Annotated in this window: 14 protein-coding genes and 1 tRNA gene; all 15 read left to right on the top strand. The window is 57.2% G+C overall.

Annotated elements, in window-relative coordinates; genetic code table 11:
• The first annotated feature begins 168 nt into the window (after positions 1 to 168).
• The 15 genes from eptB (at position 169) to hmsP (ending at position 22,608) form a co-directional block, all read left to right on the top strand.
• Positions 169 to 1,860 carry a kdo(2)-lipid A phosphoethanolamine 7''-transferase gene (gene eptB / locus BBA90_RS02890; protein ID WP_065647840.1) on the top strand — a complete coding sequence of 564 codons (1,692 nt, stop codon included), beginning with the start codon at positions 169 to 171 and terminating at the stop codon, positions 1,858 to 1,860.
• Positions 1,861 to 1,981: 121 nt separating this feature from the next.
• Positions 1,982 to 2,058, top strand: a tRNA-Pro gene (locus tag BBA90_RS02885).
• An 843-nt stretch (positions 2,059 to 2,901) separates the two neighbouring features.
• Complete coding sequence (gene dppA / locus BBA90_RS02880; RefSeq protein WP_065647839.1) at positions 2,902 to 4,512, top strand: dipeptide ABC transporter periplasmic-binding protein DppA; 1,611 nt, start codon at positions 2,902 to 2,904, stop codon at positions 4,510 to 4,512.
• Between the two features lie 200 nt (positions 4,513 to 4,712).
• Complete coding sequence (gene dppB, locus BBA90_RS02875) at positions 4,713 to 5,732, top strand: dipeptide ABC transporter permease DppB (RefSeq protein WP_065647838.1); 1,020 nt, start codon at positions 4,713 to 4,715, stop codon at positions 5,730 to 5,732.
• A gap of 9 nt (positions 5,733 to 5,741) precedes the next feature.
• On the top strand, positions 5,742 to 6,644 hold the full coding sequence (gene dppC, locus BBA90_RS02870; protein WP_065647837.1) for a dipeptide ABC transporter permease DppC: 903 nt from the start codon (positions 5,742 to 5,744) through the stop codon (positions 6,642 to 6,644).
• A 13-nt stretch (positions 6,645 to 6,657) separates the two neighbouring features.
• Positions 6,658 to 7,644, top strand: coding sequence for a dipeptide ABC transporter ATP-binding protein (gene dppD, locus BBA90_RS02865; RefSeq protein ID WP_065647836.1), 987 nt, complete (start codon positions 6,658 to 6,660; stop codon positions 7,642 to 7,644).
• A complete protein-coding gene (dppF, locus tag BBA90_RS02860; RefSeq protein WP_065647835.1) occupies positions 7,634 to 8,644 on the top strand; it encodes a dipeptide ABC transporter ATP-binding subunit DppF in 1,011 nt (336 codons plus the stop codon). The genes dppD and dppF overlap by 11 nt, the downstream gene beginning before the upstream one ends.
• 473 nt (positions 8,645 to 9,117) lie before the next feature.
• On the top strand, positions 9,118 to 9,741 hold the full coding sequence (gene bcsO / locus BBA90_RS02855) for a cellulose biosynthesis protein BcsO (protein WP_065647834.1): 624 nt from the start codon (positions 9,118 to 9,120) through the stop codon (positions 9,739 to 9,741).
• Positions 9,732 to 10,532: a cellulose biosynthesis protein BcsQ gene (bcsQ, locus tag BBA90_RS02850; protein WP_065647833.1), complete on the top strand. Its 801-nt coding sequence runs from the start codon at positions 9,732 to 9,734 to the stop codon at positions 10,530 to 10,532. The genes bcsO and bcsQ overlap by 10 nt, the downstream gene beginning before the upstream one ends.
• Positions 10,533 to 10,585: 53 nt before the next feature.
• Entirely contained in the window at positions 10,586 to 12,691 is a 2,106-nt protein-coding gene (gene bcsA / locus BBA90_RS02845; protein WP_065647832.1) for a UDP-forming cellulose synthase catalytic subunit, read from the top strand.
• Positions 12,688 to 15,123: a cellulose biosynthesis cyclic di-GMP-binding regulatory protein BcsB gene (bcsB, locus tag BBA90_RS02840; RefSeq protein ID WP_065647831.1), complete on the top strand. Its 2,436-nt coding sequence runs from the start codon at positions 12,688 to 12,690 to the stop codon at positions 15,121 to 15,123. The genes bcsA and bcsB overlap by 4 nt, the downstream gene beginning before the upstream one ends.
• 9 nt (positions 15,124 to 15,132) lie before the next feature.
• Complete coding sequence (locus BBA90_RS02835) at positions 15,133 to 18,933, top strand: cellulose biosynthesis protein BcsC (protein ID WP_065647830.1); 3,801 nt, start codon at positions 15,133 to 15,135, stop codon at positions 18,931 to 18,933.
• Positions 18,933 to 19,379: a cellulose biosynthesis protein BcsD gene (gene bcsD, locus BBA90_RS02830; protein ID WP_065647829.1), complete on the top strand. Its 447-nt coding sequence runs from the start codon at positions 18,933 to 18,935 to the stop codon at positions 19,377 to 19,379. Before BBA90_RS02835 ends, bcsD begins: the two co-directional genes overlap by 1 nt.
• A gap of 9 nt (positions 19,380 to 19,388) precedes the next feature.
• Complete coding sequence (locus BBA90_RS02825) at positions 19,389 to 20,393, top strand: glycosyl hydrolase family 8 (RefSeq protein WP_065647828.1); 1,005 nt, start codon at positions 19,389 to 19,391, stop codon at positions 20,391 to 20,393.
• A 205-nt stretch (positions 20,394 to 20,598) separates the two neighbouring features.
• Positions 20,599 to 22,608, top strand: a complete 2,010-nt coding sequence (hmsP, locus tag BBA90_RS02820; protein ID WP_206099887.1) for a biofilm formation regulator HmsP — start codon at positions 20,599 to 20,601, stop codon at positions 22,606 to 22,608.
• The last annotated feature ends 18 nt before the right edge of the window (positions 22,609 to 22,626 follow it).

The following is a 22,626-nucleotide window of genomic DNA, read 5'->3' as shown; positions in this document are numbered from 1 at the left end:
ATGTTCTACTGCTGCGCTTAATACGGCATCGCAGTTATTTTCGGTTCAGATTCGTCCCGATCCTGCTCGATACGTCACGCTTTTCCATTCTCAAAGCGAACCTTGCTGTCTGAACAGAGTCACAGGAACGGTGATAAATCGACACCGGGTCGGGAACATAAAATTTAAATGAATTACATCAAAAGCTTAACACAGCAGAAGCTCTCTCTGCTGCTCGCACTTTATCTTGGCATTTTGCTAAACCTGCCAATTTTTTACCGCCGCTTTGACGGCTTCTTAACCAAATCAACCCTGTCCGACTGGCTTTCTGCTGTTGCTGAAGTCACAGCCGCTGTTTTGCTTACCTTTTTCCTGATGCGCCTGCTTTCGCTGGGAGGAAAATGGGCTTACCGCGTACTGGCCAGTCTGCTGGTGGTGATTTCAGTGGCCGCAGCGTATTACATGACTTTCTTTAATGTCGTAATCGGCTACGGCATTGTGGCGTCGGTCATGACAACCGACATCGATCTCTCGAAAGAAGTGATCGGCCTGCACTTTATTGTCTGGATGGTGCTGGTCAGCGCGCTGCCGCTGCTGCTGATCTGGCGCAACCGGCTGCGTATGACGCTGATCGAGCAGCTGAAAACACCGGGGCAGCGTCTGAAGCCGGTAGCCATTTTGCTGCTGAGCGTGGCGCTGGTATGGCTGCCGATCCGCTATTTTGACAAACTGCAGAAAACGCAGGAAGAGATCACGAATATCGATCTGCCCAGCTACGGCGGGGTAGTGGCACACTCTTATCTGCCCTCTAACTGGATCGCCGCGCTGGGCCTGTTCACCTGGACTAAAGTGGATGAAAAGCTGGACAGCGAAGCGCTGTTTGATCCGGCGAAAAACTTTACCTATGTCGCACCGGCGGGCATTGATGACACCTACGTAGTGTTTGTGATCGGTGAAACCACGCGCTGGGATCACATGGGGATGCTGGGCTACGATCGCGATACCACACCAAAACTCTCCAAAGAGAAAAACCTGGTGGCGTTTCGCGGGGAATCCTGCGATACCGCAACCAAGCTGTCGCTGCGCTGCATGTTTGTTCGCGAAGGCGGCACCATGGATAACCCGGGCCGTACGCTGAAAGAGCAGAATGTGTTTGCCGTCATGAAAGAGCTGGGCTTTACCTCTGAGCTGTTCGCTATGCAGAGTGAGGTCTGGTTTTATGACAATGCCGATGTGAATAATTTCTCTTTCCGCGAGCAGATCGGCTCAGAGAAGCGTAATCAGGGTAAAGCGGTGGACGATATGCTGCTGGTGCCGGAACTGCAGGCTTCGCTGCAGCGTTTTCCGAAAGGCAAACATCTGGTAGTGCTGCATACCAAAGGCTCACACTATCTTTACTCGCAGCGCTATCCGCGCAGCTTTGCACGTTATCAGCCTGAATGCATGGGTGTGGATGACACCTGCAGCAAGGCACAGTTGATCAACGCTTATGACAACTCCGTTTTGTATGTGGACTCCATGCTCGACAGCGTACTGGATCAGCTGCGTGATAAAAAAGCGCTGGTGTTCTATGCGGCAGACCACGGTGAATCAATCAGCGAAAATATGCATCTGCACGGAACCCCGCGTGAGATGGCGCCGCCTGAGCAGTTCCGCGTGCCGATGATGGTCTGGGCGTCCGATAAATATCTGGACGATCCGGTTAACCGCAGCAACTTTGAGCGGCTGCAGGCGCAGCAGCGTATCGGTAAAACACACCGTCACGTTGAGCTGTTTGATACCGTACTGGGCTGTCTGGGCTACACCTCACCCAATGGCGGTATCAATCCGGCGAACAACTGGTGTCAGGCGCCCGCCGCTAAAGCGCAGAGCAGTCTGTAACCGATCTACCCGCGCGGGATCACCTTAACCGCGCGGGTTGCCTGCTTTTCAGGCAATCAGGCAGCTTTAAAGGCAAAAGGGATTGACGCTGTAAAGGCGCAGCAGTAATATTCGCCCCCATCGGCGAGTAGCGCAGCTTGGTAGCGCAACTGGTTTGGGACCAGTGGGTCGGAGGTTCGAATCCTCTCTCGCCGACCATCATTTAAGAAACCTGCTTTGCGAAAAGCAGGTTTTTTTTCGTCTGTCGTATTTGCACTCTCAGGGTGAAATACGCGACCGCTCCGTAAAGGCGCTGCCTCATCCCTGATCGCCCGGCACACGCCATCCATGGCGTGTGATGCTTTACTCCACGGCCCCGCATTTCACCCTTTATCCGGCTTCGGTGATGACTGAGGATTTACTGGCCTTCCCTGAGCCAGACTCACATCCCGGCAGCGACCAGGCAAAGTCATCAATTTACGCGTTCCATTAATCATCACCGGGATAAACCTTATTATCCCTCAACACCGCTCTTCATCCCTTGCTGCATCAAAGCACCTTTCTTAATTCGCGACGCATTCTGCTTATGACCAGCTTTTGCTTTTTGCTGATTTCTTATGCCATTACGCCAGCATATTTCGCTGCCTGAACGTCATAACGCACAGGGAATCGTTCAGATATTCAACATTTACCGACAACTTTAAGATGTTTTTTAACGGTGATAATCACTGTTATCTGACGCAAGCGCCAGATAATCCAGCGGTATCGAGCGCTTTTTCACCGCTTTATATATCGGTTTCTCTCTCCAACACTCTTTTTTATCGTTGCTTGCACTTACTCACACTCTGTGTAAATAACCCCACATTGTATTGACGTTCGTTGCAACTGTTGACAAATTGATGCCTCAGTAAGATGTAGAGACGGACGCATCCGGCTGGTTAATCCCGCCAGGGCAACAACAATAACCGCTCACATTCTGGTCGCTGTCAGACCTGCCCGTACCGCATAAAAAAATCAGAGGGCGGGCGATGCACACAACATCACATCACAATGGAGCAAAACATGATGAACTCCCGGGCTAAATCCAGGATGCTAAAGGCCGGTCTCAGCCTGATTGCGATGACCGTCGCCGCCGGTGTTCAGGCGAAGACCCTTGTCTACTGCTCAGAAGGCTCGCCGGAAGGTTTCAACCCGCAGCTCTTTACCTCTGGCACCACCTATGACGCCAGCTCGGTCCCTATCTATAACCGTCTGGTGGAGTTTAAAACCGGCACCACGGAACTGAAGCCAGGCCTGGCTGAAAAGTGGGATGTCAGTGAAGATGGTAAGACCTACACTTTTCATCTCCGTCAGGGCGTAAAGTGGCAGAGCACAAAAGATTTCAAGCCTACGCGTGAATTTAACGCCGACGACGTGGTGTTTTCATTTGAGCGCCAGCTCGATAAAAACAATAAATTCCACGGTGTCTCTGGCGGCAGCTACGAATATTTCGAAGGCATGGATATGCCGAAGCTGATCGGCAAAATTGAGAAAGTTGACGATCACACCGTGCGTTTTACCCTGACCCGTTCTGAAGCGCCTTTCCTCGCTGACCTGGGTATGGACTTCGCTTCTATTCTTTCCAAAGAGTATGCGGATAACATGCTGAAAGCCGGCACGCCGGAAAAACTCGACCTTAATCCGGTCGGCACCGGTCCATTTGTGCTGCAGCAGTATCAGAAAGATTCACGCATTCTGTATAAAGCGAACCCGGACTTCTGGGGGACTAAACCAAAAATCGATCGCCTGGTCTTCTCTATCACGCCAGATGCATCAGTGCGCTACGCCAAGCTGCAGAAGGGCGAGTGCCAGGTAATGCCTTATCCGAATCCTGCTGACATCGCCAGCATGAAGAAAGACAGCAAAATCAATTTGATGGAGCAGCCTGGCCTGAACGTAGGTTATCTCTCATTCAACACAGAGAAAAAGCCGCTGGATAACGCCAAAGTACGTCAGGCGCTGACCATGGCGGTGAATAAGCAGGCGATCATCGATGCGGTCTATCAGGGAGCCGGGCAGGCAGCGAAAAACCTGATCCCGCCAACCATGTGGGGCTACAACGACGAGATCAAGGATTACGCTTACGATCCGGAAAAAGCCAAAGCGCTGCTGAAAGAAGCTGGCATGGCAGATGGCTTCTCTATCGATCTCTGGGCAATGCCGGTGCAGCGTCCTTATAACCCGAACGCGCGCCGCATGGCTGAGATGGTTCAGGCTGACTGGGCGAAGATTGGCGTAAAAGCCAAAATTGTTACCTATGAGTGGGGCGAATATCTCAAGCGCGCCAAAGCAGGTGAACACCAGACGGTAATGATGGGCTGGACCGGCGACAATGGCGATCCGGATAACTTCTTTGCCACGCTGTTCAGCTGTGCCGCTGCGAAAGATGGCTCCAACTACTCACGCTGGTGCTACAAGCCGTTTGAAGATCTGATCCAGCCGGCACGTGCCGAAGCCGATCACAACAAACGTATTGCGCTCTACAAGCAGGCACAGGTTGTTATGCACGATCAGGCTCCGGCGCTGATCATTGCCCACTCAACCGTGTATGAGCCTGTCAGCAAGAAAGTGAGTGGCTATGTGGTGGATCCATTAGGTAAGCATCACTTCGAAAACGTCGATATTCAGGAATAACCCTTTCGGATTATCACGGTGAGGGCCAGCCTGCTGGCCCTCGGATACGCACTTTGCCATCCGCACCCCGTACTTTTTTCCGGCAAATACTTTTACTGAAGCGCTGCCTGCATCGCGTCCGGCTTTGCCGACCGCGCGTTGTGAGCAATGTAGTCCCGTGACGACTTCCCGCTGCGGGAGAATGACAGAGAATCCGGCTTATGCTGCAATTCATACTCCGACGTCTGGGCCTTGTCATCCCGACGTTTATCGGTATTACCTTACTGACCTTTGCGTTTGTTCATCTGATCCCCGGCGATCCGGTGCTGATCATGGCGGGCGAGCGCGGTATCTCTCCGGAGCGTCATGCACAGCTGATGGCGCAGTTTGGCCTCGACCAGCCGATGTGGAAGCAGTACATCACCTATATCAACGGAGTGCTGCACGGCGATCTCGGTATTTCCCTGAAGAGCCGCATTCCGGTATGGGATGAGTTTGTACCGCGCTTCCAGGCGACGCTGGAGCTGGGCATCTGCGCCATGCTGTTTGCGATCGCCGTGGGTATCCCGGTGGGCGTACTGGCCGCCGTAAAGCGCGGCTCCATTTTCGATCATACCGCCGTAGGTATCTCCCTGACCGGTTACTCCATGCCGATTTTCTGGTGGGGGATCATGCTGATCATGCTGGTATCGGTGCAGCTTAACCTGACGCCGGTATCGGGCCGGGTCAGCGATACCATCTTCCTTGATGACAGCCATCCTCTGACCGGCTTTATGCTGATCGATACGCTGCTGTGGGGAGAAGAGGGCGACTTTAAAGATGCGGTCATGCATATGATCCTGCCGGCGATTGTGCTGGGCACTATTCCGCTGGCGGTGATTGTGCGTATGACGCGCTCCTCCATGCTGGAGGTGCTGGGCGAGGATTATATCCGCACTGCCCGCGCGAAGGGACTGACGCGTATGCGGGTGATCGTCGTGCATGCGCTGCGCAACGCGATGCTGCCGGTCGTCACCGTTATTGGTTTGCAGGTCGGTACGCTGCTGGCCGGGGCGATTCTGACCGAAACTATCTTCTCGTGGCCGGGGCTGGGCCGCTGGCTGATTGAAGCGCTGCAGCGCCGTGACTATCCGGTGGTGCAGGGCGGCGTGCTGCTGGTTGCCATCCTGATCATTCTGGTCAACCTGCTGGTTGATCTGCTGTATGGCGTGGTTAACCCGCGCATCCGACATAAGAAATAAGGGGGAGTTATGTCTGCTGTTGAACCCGCGCGCGTAACTGCCGCACCAAAGCCGATGACCCCGTTTCAGGAATTCTGGCACTATTTTAAACGTAATAAGGGCGCGGTTATCGGCCTGGTCTACATCACGCTGATGCTGCTGATTGCGATTTTTGCCGATTTTCTGGCACCGCACGGTCCGGCGGAGCAGTTCCGCGATGCGCTGCTGCATCCGCCGATATGGCAGGAAGGCGGCAGCTGGAGCTATATCCTCGGCACCGATGATGTGGGTCGCGATATTTTGTCGCGCCTGATGTTCGGCGCACGCCTGTCGCTGCTGGTAGGCTGCCTGGTCGTGCTGCTGTCACTGATTTTCGGCGTGATCTTTGGCCTGATGGCGGGCTATCTCGGTGGCGTAGTGGATGCCACTATTATGCGTCTGGTCGATATCATGCTGGCGCTGCCCAGTCTGCTGCTGGCGCTGGTGCTGGTAGCGATCTTCGGCCCCTCCATCGTCAACGCGTCACTGGCGCTGACGTTTGTGGCACTGCCGCACTATATCCGCCTGACGCGCGCAGCGGTGCTGGTGGAGGTTAACCGCGATTACGTGACCGCTTCCAGCGTAGCCGGTGCGGGCACGCTGCGTCAGATGTTCATCAATATTCTGCCAAACTGCCTGGCTCCGCTGATTGTGCAGGCATCGCTCGGTTTCTCCAACGCCATCCTCGACATGGCGGCGCTGGGCTTTCTCGGAATGGGGGCGCAGCCGCCGACGCCGGAGTGGGGCACCATGCTCTCCGACGTGCTGCAGTATGCGCAAAGTGCCTGGTGGGTAGTGACCTTCCCTGGAGTGGTCATTCTGCTGACGGTTCTGGCATTCAACCTCATGGGCGATGGTTTGCGTGATGCACTCGACCCGAAACTCAAGCAGTAAAAGAGGCACCGAGATGGCGTTATTAAATGTAGAGAAGTTATCGGTGCATTTCGGCGACGAAAAAACACCGTTCCGTGCGGTTGACCGCATCAGTTATCAGGTAGAGCAGGGCCAGGTGGTAGGGATTGTCGGTGAATCAGGCTCCGGTAAATCGGTCAGCTCCCTGGCGATTATGGGCCTGATCGATTTTCCTGGCCGGGTCATGGCAGAGAAGCTGGAGTTTAACCAGCGTGATTTGCAGAAGATTTCAGAAAAAGAGCGCAGGCAGCTGGTTGGCGCAGAAGTCGCCATGATTTTCCAGGACCCGATGACCAGCCTGAATCCCTGCTATACCGTCGGCTTTCAGATTATGGAAGCGCTCAAGGTGCATCAGGGCGGCAGTAAACGCACCCGGCGTCAGCGCGCCATCGATCTGCTGGAGCAGGTCGGCATTCCCGATCCGGCCTCGCGGCTGGATGTCTATCCGCACCAGCTGTCGGGCGGCATGAGCCAGCGCGTGATGATCGCCATGGCGATCGCCTGCAAGCCTAAACTGCTGATTGCCGATGAGCCAACCACGGCGCTGGATGTCACCATTCAGGCGCAGATCATCGAACTGCTGCTGGCGCTGCAGAAGCAGGAGAACATGGCGCTGATCCTCATCACCCATGACCTGGCGCTGGTTGCCGAAGCGGCGCATCACATCATTGTGATGTATGCCGGACAGGTCGTGGAGAGCGGCAAAGCCGTGGATATCTTCAAAGCGCCGCGTCATCCCTATACGCAGGCGCTGCTGCGGGCGCTGCCGGAGTTTGCGGCAGACAAAGCGCGGCTGGCCTCGCTGCCGGGCGTGGTGCCGGGTAAATATGACCGCCCCTCCGGCTGTCTGCTGAATCCGCGCTGCCCCTATGTGACCGATCGCTGCCGTACCGAAGAACCTGCGCTGCGCGACATTCCGGGCCGCCAGTCTAAATGTCACTTCCCACTGGATGATGCCGGGAGACCGACCTATGAGTCCTGATAACACGAAGCAGGATTACCTGCTGCAGGCGATTGACCTGAAAAAACACTACCCGGTTAAGAAAGGCCTGTTTGGTCAGGAGCGTCTGGTTAAGGCGCTGGACGGCGTCTCCTTTAACCTTGAGCGGGGTAAAACGCTGGCGGTAGTGGGCGAGTCGGGCTGCGGAAAATCCACGCTGGGTCGTCTGCTGACCATGATTGAAACTCCGACCGAAGGCCAGCTTTACTGGCACGGACAGGATTTGCTGAAGCACGATCCGCAGGCGCAAAAACTGCGCCGGCAGAAAATTCAGATCATTTTTCAGAATCCCTACGGCTCGCTCAACCCGCGCAAAAAAATCAGCCAGATCCTTGAAGAGCCGCTGATTATTAACACCGCGCTGAGCAAAGCAGAGCGGCGTGAAAAAACGCTGGAAATGATGGCGAAAGTGGGTCTCAAGACCGAACATTACGATCGCTACCCGCATATGTTCTCTGGTGGTCAGCGCCAGCGTATTGCGATTGCGCGCGGGCTGATGCTGGATCCGGATGTCCTGATCGCGGATGAGCCGGTCTCAGCGCTGGATGTTTCTGTACGTGCGCAGGTGCTGAATCTGATGATGGATTTGCAGCAGGATCTCGGCCTCTCTTACGTCTTTATTTCGCACGATCTCTCAGTGGTCGAGCACATCGCCGATGAAGTCATGGTGATGTACCTCGGACGCTGTGTGGAAAAAGGCAGTAAAGAGGCGATCTTCAGCAATCCGCGCCATCCTTATACGCAGGCGCTGCTTTCTGCCACGCCACGCCTTAATCCGGATGAGCGTCGCGAGCGCATTAAACTGACCGGTGAGCTGCCCAGTCCGCTTAATCCACCGCCAGGCTGCGCGTTCAACGCGCGCTGCCGTCGCCGTTTTGGCACCTGCGTACAGTTGCAGCCAAAACTCAAACGCTATGGCGATCAGCAGGTGGCCTGCTTTGCCGTTGATCAGGATGAAAACCAGCCGCTGGAAACGTCCTGATTAACGCCATTAATAAGAAAGGCTCCCGCGGGAGCCTTTCTTTTTTCAGCAAAAACAGTTCAGTGATGCTAATCTTTATCAGGCTGGCTGACAAAACTGCCGGAAATTTATCATATTACGTTATCTGATAGTCAGCGACAGAACATCCCGCGCCGCGCGCTAAGACAAATTCTGAAATAAGCGCGCAGGCGTTGCAGGCTCAACCGGCGAAAATACGCAACGCTGAATTCATGAATATCCTTTATTTACATTGAGTTATATGGATATAAGTTCATCGTTCGTTTTGGTTAATGGCAATGCATAAGGCGCTTTTTGCGGCGCATTTCCTGCCGGCAAGACAGCTGGTTTCTCACGCCTGCAGATAAAACCGCTTAATCAGATATGCGGTTTTAATAATCAGAATTTTCTCACCGTCTTTTAATGTGTGTGCTATATTCGCCAAAAAATTCCCTCTGCTTTCACAGGCACTGATCATGAAGAATTATGACGATCTGCAGCGTTTCAAAGAGAAAACGCAGACGCTTGATATCGATTTCAAAGATATGTCGGGTCAGGCGCAGAGCGCCGATCATCATCAGTGGGCTATTCTGCGCCAGCTGAGCACAGATGACGCGCCGGAACTGGGCCAGGGGCAGCGTATCGATCTGCCGCAGCCGCAGCCCGCTGGCCCTGAAGCATTTGCTGCGCCAGCTATGCCAGCCGCTCCGCGTGCTCCGGCTGAGCACCGCACCTCTGTTCTCAGTCAGACGGCCAGCGCGCCAGCCAGCGAAGCCGCACCGGGCAGCAGTGGGTTGTTTCCGCCGCCGTCGCCACAAAAGCGCGCGCCGGCAGCAATGCCAGCGGCAGTGCTCGTTGAGCGGCAGCATGCCGGCTCACTGTTTCCGCCTCCGCTTCCTGAGCCGGTCGTGACCCGCCCTGCTGCTCCGCTACCGCCTGCCAGCGCGGTGCCGGCCGCCGCAGTAGCCCCGGCTCCGGTCACTCCGTCCGCCTCTGCACGCTTCAGTACGCTGTTTCGTTCGCGTCCGGCTGAGCCCGCTGTATTGTCCAAAGAGACACCCCTTAAACCGCTACTGGAGAAGATTGCGTTATGCCGTTAGTTTGTGTGTGCTCGCCAAAAGGGGGAGTAGGGAAGACCACGATGGCGGCCAACCTTGCGTGGAGTCTGGCGCGCGCCGGCAGCAAGGTGCTGGCAATTGATTTTGATGTGCAGAATGCGCTGCGTCTGCATTTTGGTGTGCCGCTGCAGGATGGACGTGGCTTTGTTGCGCGTTCCGAAGAGCAGGCTGACTGGAGCCAGTCGATTCTGACCACCGGCGGAAATATTTTTGTGCTGCCCTATGGTGACGTTACAGAGGAGCAGCGTGAACGCTTTGAACACAAGCTTGCCAGCGACGCCCATTTTCTGCGGCGTGGTCTGGATACCGTGCTGAATTACCCCGGCCTGGTGATTGTGGCTGATTTTCCTCCCGGTCCGGGGCCGGCGCTTAAAGCGATGCAGCAACTTGCCGATATGCATTTGGTCGTGATGCTTGCGGATACGGCGTCGGTGTCACTGCTGCCGCAGATTGAAAATAACCGCATGATTGGTCAGCCGCTGAATAATAAACATGGCCACTATTTTGTGCTGAACCAAAGCGATAATCGCCGCAATATTAGCCGGGAAGTGACGTCATTCATGCAGCAGCGTCTGGGCGATAACCTGCTCGGCGTTGTCCACCGTGATGAAAGCGTGGCGGAAGCAAATGCATCACAGCAGTCAGTTTATGATTTCAGTCCTGCCTCGGCGGCCGCATTTGATATTGAACTGGTGGCGAAACGCATAGCGAATCTGCTGAGCATCCAGGTTGGTAATGGTGAAGTTCAGGCACCGATCCGCAGCCAGTATTAATAGCCGGCTTCGGCCCGGCTCAGATAATTTACAACGCTTTTTCAGGGTGACTCATGAGTAAACTCGGGTTTTACCTGCTGCTGCTGGTGCTCGCACCGGTTGCGGCGGTAATCATCATCACGCCTATGGACAGCCAGAAACAATATATTTTTGGTTTAATCAGCATCGGGATGATGTTTTTACTGGGCTTCAGCAAAAGCCGTAAAATAACCGTGGTAATGGTTATTCTTTCCGCGCTGATGTCGACCCGATATATCTGGTGGCGCACTACCGAAACGCTGGAATTTAATTCCGAGATTGAAGCTATTCTCGGTATTGGTCTATATCTGGCTGAGCTTTATGTCTGGCTGATTTTAATTCTCGGGTTCCTGCAGACCACCTGGCCTTTAAAGCGTACGATTGAACCGCTGCCGGATGATACCCGCCTGTGGCCTACGGTGGATGTTTACGTACCGACCTATAACGAAAGTCTGGATGTGGTGCGCGATACCGTGCTGGCGGCGCAGTGTATTGACTACCCGCGCGACAAAATCAAAGTCTATCTGCTGGATGACGGCAAGCGCAGCGAGTTCGCGGTATTTGCCGCCGACGTGGGCGTTGGCTATATCACGCGCGATGATAACCGCCACGCCAAAGCGGGCAATCTTAACCACGCGATGACGATTACCAAAGGCGAGCTGATCTGCGTATTCGACTGCGATCACGTCGCCACGCGCGCTTTCCTGCAGGCAACGGTCGGCCCTTTCCTGAAGGATCCAAAGCTGGCACTGCTGCAGACGCCGCACTATTTCTATTCGCCCGATCCGTTTGAGCGTAACCTGCGTGCCGCCCGCACTATCCCTAATGAGGGATCGCTGTTTTATGGTCCGGTACAGCAGGGCAATGACAACTGGAATGCGACTTTTTTCTGCGGTTCCTGTGCCGTTATCCGGCGCAGTGCGCTGGAAGAGATCGGCGGCTTTGCTGTTGAAACCGTAACAGAAGATGCGCACACCGCGCTGAAAATGCAGCGTCGCGGCTGGGGCTCAGCATTCCTCGCGATCCCGCTGGCGGCCGGTCTGGCGACCGAGCGCCTTGGCCTGCACGTTATTCAGCGTACCCGCTGGGCGCGCGGCATGACGCAGATTTTCCGCGTGGATAATCCGCTGTTTGGTCGCGGCCTGAAGTGGCAGCAGCGTCTCTGCTACCTCAACGCCATGCTGCACTTCCAGTTTGGCCTGCCGCGCGTGGCATTTCTTACCGCGCCGCTGGCTTATCTGCTGTTTAACCTGAATATCATCCACTCCTCGGCGTCGCTGATCTTCGCGTATGTGCTGCCGCATCTGGTGATGTCCCTCTATGTAAACTCCCGCATGAATGGTCGCTTCCGCTATACCTTCTGGGGAGAGATTTACGAAACGGTGATGTGTTTCCATCTGGTGATCCCAACCCTTCTGACGCTGCTGTCGCCAAAACACGGCAAGTTCAACGTAACGGACAAAGGCGGCCTGCTCGATCAGGGCTTCTTTGATTTTCATATCGTACGGCCGCACGTCATCGTCGCGACGCTGCTCTCCATCGGTATTGTCGCCGGCGTGGTTCGCGCGACGGCACATGACTATTTCGGGGTCGATCCCTGGGTTATTGCGCTTAACGTTGGCTGGGCGATTTTTAGTCTGGTTATTTTAATGGCGGCCATCGCCGTGGCGCGCGAAACCAAACAGGTGCGTAAAACCATTCGTATTGAGGTGCAGATCCCGGCTGTGATCCACTACGCCAGCGGGATTTCGTCGCGTACCCGCACCAGCGATCTCTCGATGGGCGGCGCGCAGCTGGATGCGCCTGACAACCGGCATGAACAGGATGAGATTGAAGAGATCGATCTGCTGCTGAAGTCCGGCACCATCACCATTCCGGTCAGTAAAATTTCCGGTGATGCGGAGACGATTCGCCTGCGCTTTGGCGCAATGCCGCTGGCGCGTCGCCGCGAGCTGGTGCGCGTCGTGCTGGCGCGAGCGGATGCGTGGATCCAGCCGGAGTATAAGCAGGATAATCCGCTGGTGTCGATCGGCACTATTATTCGTACCGTTTTTGAGCTGTTCTGGCTGACCTGGAAAGATCGCCGCGAGAAGCACAAGCGTGATGACCAGCCTGCGGCGAAAGAGGACAGCGCAGCATGAAGAAATTAACGCAAACGCTGCTCGCCAGTTCGCTGGCGACCGCACTGCTGCTGACATCGGTTCAGGCTGAAGAGCCTGCGGTTACGCAGGACAGCAGTGCGCTGTCAGCCGTGCCGCCGCCGGAAGGGCTCGACAGCACGGCTGACGCGCAGCTGCAGCAGGCGGCCGGTGCCGCCCCGTACACGCCGGAGAGCAGTACTGCCGCGCCAGCTGAGGCTGAAGCGCCGGCAATCCTGTTGCCTGCGCCTGATACCGGAAGCGCCATTCTTAACCAGCCGGTAAGCAGTACCATTTCGGTGTCGCAGATGGGGCAGAAGCAGGGTATCACCCTGACCGGCGGGCAGCTGCAGTCGGGCATTGTCTTTACCCTGCCCGGTGATGAGGTAGTTACCAACGCACGGCTCAACCTGTCGCTGCGCGTCTCATCAGCGCTGGCCGCGCGCAATACGTCGCTGCAGCTGATGCTGAACGGACAGCCGCTCGGCACGCTGCCGCTCGGCTCCAGCGACAGCGACGTCAGTGACTATCAGCTGGATATTCCGGCTGCCATGGTAGTGTCAGATAACAACCTCAGCTTTAAAATCAACGATGCGGATAAGCTGCTGTGTGAAAAAGAGAGCGCACAGCAGTATCAGGTAACGATTCTGCCGCAAACCACGCTGAGCCTGGAGGGCCAGCAGCTGAATATCGGCACCAGCCTGCGTAACTTCCCGCGTCCGTTTATTGATGCGCAGCGTATGACGCCGGCCAGCGTCACCTTTGGTTTTGCCAGCAGCGTAACGCCGGATGCGGTGAGCGCTGCCGCACTGGTGGCGTCGTGGATGGGCATTCAGTCTGACTACCGCGGTATACGTTTTCCGGTGAGTCGCGGCGTGCTGCCAGAGCGTAACGGTATTCTGATTGGGCATCCGGGCGACAAAATCGGTACGGTGACGCTGCCGGCCAGCAATGGCCCGCTGCTGCAGGTCATCGATAATCCTGATAATCCGGTCTATAAACTGCTGCTGATTGTGGGCAGTGACGACGCGCAGCTGCGTCAGGCGGCGAATCGTCTGACAACCAAACCGCTGACCACGGATGCGAGCCAGCTTAACGTGCAGCCGCAGCCGCTGGCCCAGCGTAAACCTTATGACGCGCCGCGCTGGATCAACACCTCACGTCCGGTACGCCTGAGTGAGCTGCTGCGAAAAGATCAGAGCCTGACCACCACCGGTATCTGGCACGATGCGCTGCGCGTTAACTTCCGCGCGGCACCCGATCTGTTTTTGTGGGATGGCGATACGATCCCGGTAAACCTGAACTACCGTTTTCCCACTGAAAGCTGGATCGACGAAAACAATTCGTTTCTGAATGTCGCCCTCAACGGAACCTTCCTGCGTAATCTGACGGTCAACAAAGTTGGCCTGCTGGAGAGCGCCTGGCACCGGCTGGGGGGTGACGCGCGCCAGGAGCACTACACCCTGAAGCTGGAGCCCTATCTGATTTACGGTGATAACCAGCTGGCGCTCTACTTTAATATCAAGCCCAAAGCGGATGCGCCGTGCGGCGTACTGCTTAACAACAATATCAAAAGCCGCATCGAAGAGGATTCGTGGATCGATCTGAGCCACACCCGTCACTTCACCATGCTGCCGAATCTCTCTTACTTTGTCGGGGCCGCGTTCCCGTTTACGCGTCTGGCAGATTTTTCGCAGACCACGCTTCTGCTGCCGGAAAAACCGGGTGATGCGGAGATCGCCACGCTACTCGATATGGCGGCGCGCGCGGGTAACGCAACCGGGGTGGCGCTGGTACAAAATCAGGTACTGTTTGGCCTGCCTGAAGGCGGCACCAATCTGAGCCGGCTGCAGCAGAATGATGTGCTGGCGGTGAGCACCATGCAGCACAGCGCCTTTACGCAGCAGATGCTGCACGGCACGCCGTGGCAGACCAGTGGCAATACGCTGAGCGTTAACGAGCCAGGCCTGATGGAAAAACTGCACGGCTGGCTGACCGGCGACTGGTATCGCCAGGAGCTGGATGCCGATCGCTACTTTTCCTCAAATGAGGCGTGGCGCGGCTTTGTCAGCTATCGCTCGCCGTGGAGCGCCGACCGGCTGGTGGTCATGACGGTGGCAACCAGCGATCAGCAGCTGCTGCGCCTGCATGACGATCTCAATTCAGCGCGTATCAACGCCGGTATTCGCGGCGATACCGCCATCATTACCGATGAAAATGGGATCCGCAGCTTCCGGGTTGGTCCGCAGTTTCCGAGCGGTGAAATGCCGTGGTACATGATGGTGGTCTGGTATGCCAACCAGCACTCGGTGCTGATGGCACTGGCCGCGCTGCTGGTGGCCGTACTGATCGGCAGCAGCGCCTGGCTCATGCTGAAGCGTCATGCATGGCGGCGTCTTAACCCCAAAGCAGACAGTCAGTCCGGCAGGAAGTAAGGATAAAAAATGCATAAAAATATACTGAGTGCCGGCATCCGCCACGCCCTGTTGCTGGGCGGGGCGCTGACGCTTTCTCAGCCGCTGCTGGCGGCAGAGAGCAATAACCCTGCGCTTCAGGCGCTGTTTGACCAGGCGGCCTACTGGCATCAGAAAGCGCATGACGATCTGGCGAAGGCGTCGTTGCAGAAAATTCTGCAGGCGGAGCCCAATAATACTCAGGCGCTCTATCTGCTGGCGCTCTACTCTCAGCAGACCGGGAGTACCGCCGAGGCAGCACAGTGGCGTGCGCGGCTGAGCGCCGTTTCACCCAATGATGCGCATCTGGCCGAGCTGGATAACGCACGTCAGCTGCAGAGTATTCCGCAGGCGCAGCTGTCGCTGGCGCGTCAGCAGGCGCGCAGCGGCAATATCGCTGCCGCGCTGCAGACGTGGCGTAATACCTTTAGCGGCAACGAACCACCGGCGAGCGTCGCCGCCGAATATTACCTGGCCATGGCCGGCGATCGCACGCTGCTGCCGCAGGCCGTAGAGGCACTGCGCCAGTTCGCTGCCGATCATCCGCAGGATACCGGCGCGCAGCTGGCGCTGGGCAAAGCGATGACCTATCAGGAGTCGACCCGCCGGCAGGGGATCGAGCTGCTGGCCGGTATGGCTGACGGCAACAAAGAGGCCGATCGCTCGCTGCGTCAGGCGCTGCTCTGGCTGGCACCGCAGGCCTCTGATGCTGCGCTCTATCAGACATGGCAGCAGCGTCATCCTCAGGATAACGGGGTGCTGGATTACTACCGCAAAAACGTGGGCGGTGCGGAAAAAGGGGCCGGCTTTACGGCACTGAACAGTGGCGATGTCAGCGGTGCGCAGTCCAGCTTTGAGAAGGTGCTGCAGGCGAACCCGCAGGATGCGGATGCCCTGGCGGGTATGGGTTATGTCGCGCAGCGTGCCGGACGCTACGCTGAAGCCGCAGACTACCTGAACCGGGCGGCACAGCTGGGCGGCGATCAGAGTGAGGCACGGCAGAAGCAGGCGGCGGACGCCCGTTTTTACGCACAGCTCGCGGCCGCGCAGCAGGCGCTGAAAAGTGGCGACAGTGCACAGGCGCTGTCGCTGAGTGAACCCCTGACCCAGGCGGAAGGTGAAAAAGGCGTAGCGGCTAAACTGTTCCGTGCCGATGTGCAGCGCCGCACTAATCAGCCGGAGCAGGCGGAGCAGACCTACCGTGCGATCCTGCAAAGCGATGCGGATAACCGCAGCGCCAAAGAGGGGCTGTTCTATGTGCTGCGTCAGCAGAACCGCAGTGCTGAAGCCAGCAGCCTGCTCGCCTCACTGCCCGACAGCGTGCGGCAGAGCGTGGCGCCACGCGGTAACAACAGCGATCCCATCCGGGCACAGGCGAAACGCGAGCAGGCCGCAGGCAACAGCGCTGCCGCGATCGCCACGCTGACCAGTGGCGTACAGCGCTATCCCACCGATGGCTGGCTGCGTCTGGATCTGGCGCGGCTCTACCGCGCGCAGGGCAATACGCTGATGGCCGCCAACGTGATGCAGCCGGTGATGCGCAATGGCGCGACCAGCAGCGAACTCTATGCCGGTGCGCTTAACGCCAGTGAAAGCGGCGCATGGCAGCAGGCCAGCCAGCTGCTGGCGCGTATTCCCGATCGCAGTAAAACCGCTGCCATGCGCGAGCTGGCGCAGCGCGTTAACTTCAATCTGCAGATGGCGACGGCTGACCAGTATCTGGCGCAGGGCTCGGATGCGGCGGCGGCGAACACGCTGCGCGCGCTGGCCGCCACGCCGCCGGCTAATCCGGTGGACGCCGGCAATCTGGCGGAGAAACTGGCTAAAGCGGGTGATATCACCAGCGCCGTAGCGGTGGTACGCAGCAACATGCAGCGCGGCGTGCAGGGTAACGCCGGGGACTATGCTGCGCAGGTCACGGTGCTTAATCAGGCCGGATTAGGCAGTGAAGCGCAGCGTTTTCTCAGTTCACCTGAGCTGCAGGCACGCAGTACGCCCGCGCAGCTGGCTGATGTACGCAACGGCTATCTGATCAACGAAGTGGATCGCCTGCGTGAGCAGAAACAGTATGCGGCGGCCTATGACAAACTGGTGGGTGCGCTGCAGCAGGATCCGCAAAACCGCGATCTGATGTTTGCCATGGCGCGCCTCTATCAGTCCGGCAAAATGAATAAAGAGGCGGGCGTGGTCTATGACTATCTGATCACGCAGGATACGCCGCAGCAGGACGCGCGCACCGGCGCCATTAACGTGGCGCTGGCAGAGAATGATATCAGCAGGGCAAACACGCTGACGCGCGGGCTGCGCAATGAAGAGACACCGGAGCGGCTGCTGCTGCTGGCGCGCGTAGCGGAAGCCAACGGCGAACATAGCGAAGCGATGCGTTATCTGCGTACCGCGCGCGGTAAAATGATTGGTCTGCAGGGTGCACAAAGCGGCAGCGTACCCACGGTTGGCGGACTGGCGCTGGCGGATAATCCCTTTATCAATCGCAGCACCTCGCCGGTTGGCCGGTCATCTTCCAGCTATGGCGCGGTCATGCCGTGGCAGAACGCACCGGCTGCAGGCAGCACCGCCGACAGTACGCTGGCAGCCAATACGCCTGTGCTGCAGCAGAACCAGACGCTGCATCAGATTGACACGATGATGGACGCGCTGCAGGAGAAAACCGGGACCTGGGTACAGGGACAGATGCAGGTGCGCGGACGCGATGGCGAATCAGGATTGAGTAAGCTGACCGAAGCGAAAGCGCCGCTGACCTTTTCCACGGTGCCGTTTGGCGAGTCGCGGTTTGATTTTACTGTTACGCCGGTTTCACTGACCGCGGGCAGCGCTGGCGGAGATGCATGGCGCCGCTTTGGCAGCAATGCGCTGGTGCAGGGCAATGTCGTGGCAGCCGGGGATGCGAAAATCACGGACGTTCCCGCTTCAGCCACCGATTCACAGTCCGCTTCCGGCGTTGAGCTGAATATGGCGCTGAAGGGCGACAGCTATAAAATCGATATTGGCAGCACGCCGCTGGGCCAGGATCTCAGCACGCTGGTGGGCGGGATCCAGTGGTCACCAAAACTCACGGATTTCCTGACGCTGATCCTGACCGGTGAACGCCGGGCCATGACCGACAGCCTGCTCTCCTATGTGGGAGCAGAAGATAAGACCAGCGGTAAACGCTGGGGACGCGTCACGAAAAACGGGGCGAATGCGCTGCTGAGCTATGACAACGGCGATGCCGGACTCTATGCCGGCGGTGGCGCCTATAGCTATATTGGCGAAAATGTGGCGAGCAACCAGAGCGTGCAGGCAACCGCAGGCGTTTATGTACGGCCTTTCCATTATGACGATCGCGAGCTGAAGGTGGGGATGAACCTCTCCTGGATGGATTTCTCCAAAAACCTCAGCTATTTCAGTTATGGGCAGGGCGGTTATTTCAGCCCGCAGAACTACGCGTCCGTCTCGTTCCCGGTGGAGTTCAGCCGTCAGTTTGACGATTTGAAAGTCAACGTCGGGGGATCGGTCGGCTATCAGTCTTACAGCCAGGACAAGAGCGCCTACTTCCCGGACAACGCTGCGCTGCAGTCGCAGCTGCAGAGTCTGGCCGACCGCGGCTTTGTCAGAAGTGCTTACTACAGCGGTGAAAGTAAAAATGGCGTGGGCTACAACCTGCACGCCGGTGCAGATTATAAGATCAACAAAGATGTCACGATCGGCGGTCAGCTGGGGTATGACACCTTTGGCGACTATAACGAAAGCACCGCTAACCTCTACTTCCGCTATATGTTTGGAGACAACTGATGAGCGAGCAACCCACCGCACGTGCGACCTGGTCGCATCAGCCTGGCTGGTTTGATCTGGTCTGCGTAATGACAGAGAGCGTACTGGAGAACGGCGGCGACGAGGCCGCGGCTTTCCTGGCCAGCACCGGGGAGACGCTGGCCAGGCGTTATCCACTGCCGGTTGCGCATACCGTGCAGGATCTGGAGCGGGAGATGAATCTGCAGCTGGCCCGCTTCAACTGGGGATTTGTGCAGCTGCATCCGGCAGAAAATGCGATTCAGATTGAGCATCATGCGCTGCCGGCAGGTCACGACACGCTGCCAGCGGAACGCTGGCAGCTGGCAATGGGCGCCGTGCTGGGCGGCCTGTATGCGCAGTGGCTGCGCGATCAGGGCGGCAGCGACGCAGTACCGCTGACGCTGGAAAACAACAATGGCGTAACGCTGCTGTATCGATATCAATAGGAAGCGGTAATGAATGTAATGCGGCACGGGCGTCAGTGGATGCTCTGTTTAATGATGATATTTTTTAGCGCCCAGGCGACGGCAGACGGCTGGAGCAGTTATAAATCCCGCTTTCTGAACAGCGACGGACGCATTGTCGATACCGGCAATAAAGGCGTCAGCCATACGGAAGGTCAGGGCTACGGGATGCTGCTGGCGGTGGCGAATAACGATCGGGCTACGTTTGATCTGCTGTGGCAGTGGACGCGTACGCACCTGCATAATCCGCAAAATGATCTGTTCTACTGGCGTTATGTGCCTGACGCTGCCGATCCGGTGGCGGACAAAAATGACGCCAGCGACGGTAATGTGCTGATCGCCTGGGCACTGCAGCGTGCGGCACAGAAGTGGGGAGGCGACTACCAGCAGGCTTCCGATCGCATTCAGCGTGCGATCATCAAACTGAACGTGATCGATTATGCCGGACATAAAGTTATGCTGCCCGGTGCCAGCGGCTTTAATAAATCGAGCTACGTCGTGCTGAACCCCTCCTATTTCCTGTTTGCCGCCTGGGAGGCGTTTGCCCGGCAGAGCCATCTGCGCGTCTGGAATGCGCTCATTGACGATGGTATGACGCTACTGGGTGAGATGCAGTTTGGTAAAACCGCGCTGCCGCTGGACTGGGTCGCGCTGAACGCCGATGGCTCTGTCGCCCCGGCTGTGGGTTACTCTAACCGGTTCAGTTATGATGCGATTCGCGTGCCGCTGAATATCTGGTGGTACGATCCGCAGAGCCTGCGACTGGTGCCGTTTCAGCGCGTCTGGCAGGGCTATCCGCGCCAGACCACACCGGCCTGGTTCGATGTCCTGGCTAACAGCCCGGCACCCTATAATATGGAAGGTGGCCTGACCGCCGTACGCGATTTGACGCTGAACCAGACCAGTCATCTCAGCGACCGCATTCAGCCGGAACAGAATTACTTCTCTGCCAGTCTGCAGCTGCTGGTATGGCTTGCCCTGCAGGAAAAGCGTTAATGCTGCTCCGCGAGCGCGCGGTGCGCGCTCGCTTTCTCCCGTAACCTGTACGGGTAAAACGCTGAAAACGCGTCTCCCTTCCTCCCGACTGATGATTTTCACTCTTATCGCGACGTACAACCTCTGAGACCTGGGATATACTTGCTGCGCATTCAGGCTACTATCACTGCGGATTATGGCGGCATTGCGGCCGGGAGAGATTTTGTTGCGCGTCAGTCGCTCGTTAACCATCAAGCAAATGGCAGCCGTGTCTGCGGTTGTGCTGGTAACGATCACGATTTTTATCGTTATCCAGCTTTTTCATTTTGTGCAGCAGCGCAGGATTGACTACGCCCAGCAGATGGAGAATGTGGCGCACACGGTACGCCAGCCACTCTCAGAAGCGGTGCTGAAAGCGGACATTCCTCAGGCTGAACATATTCTTAACACGCTCAAACCCGCCGGTATCCTGTCGCGGGCGGATGTTGTGCTGCCCAATGCGTTTCAGGCACTGCACGCCGACTTCGCACCGGAAAAGCCGGTTCCGCGTCTGGTCGCCCGCCTGTTTGAGCTGCCGGTGCAGATCACGCTGCCGCTGTATGCGATTGAGCGGGGCGGCATGCCAAAACCCATCGCCTATCTGGTGCTTCAGGCGGACTCCTCGCGCGTTTATCAGTTTTTGCTGAGCACGCTCTCAACCATGATCACCACCTGGCTGCTGATGGCGCTGATCCTTTCGGTTGCGATCAGCTGGTGTATTAACCGCCTGATTGTGCATCCGCTGCGCGATATTTCACGCGAGCTGCAGGAACTGCCGCCGCCCGCCATTCTGACACACAAGCTGACGCTGCCCGGCAATCACCGTGATGATGAGATAGGCATGCTGATCCGCAGCTATAACCGTAATCAGCAGGTGCTGGAGTCTGTTCACGATGAGATGAGCCGTCTGACCACCCATTTTGCCGTGACGGATCTGCCTAATCGCACGCTGTTTCTGGCGCTGCTCGACCAGCATTTGCAGCAGCGTCACCGGCAGCAGCCCTGGAGCGTCATGGTTATTCGGATTGAAACGCTGCAGGAAGCCAACGGCGTGCTGAGCGATGAGCAGCGCGATACGCTGATGCTCACGCTGGTCGGGAAAATCCGCAGCACGATTGATGACCATACCCTGCTGGCGCAGACGGGCCTCAGCGATTTTGCGCTGCTGCTGAAGCGGGCGCACAACCCGTTCCGCGCAATGCGCCTGGCGCGCAACCTGATGCTGCGCATCAATCAGCCGGTAAATCTGTATCAGCTGCAGCTGCGACCCAATGCCAGTATCGGGCTGTCACTCTCTGATGAGAGCCTGTGCTCTGCCCGTGAGCAGCTGGATCGGGCGACATCCGCCATGATGTCAGCACGTCATCAGGGGAAAAATCAGATCCTGTTCTTTGATCCGGTACTGACTGAGCGGGCGCAAAAGCGGCTGACCCAGGAGCATGACATTCTGCAGGGGCTACAGGAGGGCGAGTTTGCGCTGTATCTGCAGCCACAGCTCAACATGGCAACCGGCGAGCTGGCGGGTGCTGAAGCACTGCTGCGTATGCGCATGGCGGATGGCAGCTACGGGCTGCCGGAAGAGTTTATCGCCAGCGCGGAAGAGATTGGTGTGATTTCTGCCATCGGCCGCTGGGTGTTTGAAGAGGCGTGCCGTATTCTGGCCGGCTGGCAGCGACGGGGTATTACGCTGCCGCTGAGCGTGAATATTTCAGCCGTCCAGCTGCGCGACAGCGGCATGGTGGCTCATCTGCAGAGCCTGCTGGAGCGGCATCGCATCCAGGCGGGATCGTTAGTACTGGAAGTGACCGAAACCGCCGGGATAGGCGACGCAGAACAGGCGATGGCGCTGCTGCGCGCGCTGCAGCAGACCGGGGTTGCCGTCGCGCTGGACGATTTTGGTATGGGTTACTGTAATCTCAATTATCTGCATCAGTTTAAAGCGTTACCGGTGAACAAGCTGAAGATGGATCGCAGCTTTGTTGCCGCGCTGCCGGATGATGACACCATGGTGCGCATTGTGTCCGCCGTGGCAAAGATTGTGGATGCTGATGTGATAGCGGAAGGCGTTGAAACGGCCGAGCAGCGCGACTGGCTGCTGGCGCGTGGCATCACTATCGGTCAGGGCTACCTGTACGCTGAAGCCCTGTCGCTTACGACCTTTGAGCAGGGCTGGCTGCAGCGCTATTCACACCCGTGATAGTGACCTTATCAATTG

Source organism: Pantoea eucrina, from assembly GCF_001691555.1.
Classification (GTDB): domain Bacteria; phylum Pseudomonadota; class Gammaproteobacteria; order Enterobacterales; family Enterobacteriaceae; genus Pantoea; species Pantoea borealis.
This window is presented reverse-complemented; position numbering and strand designations above follow the sequence as displayed.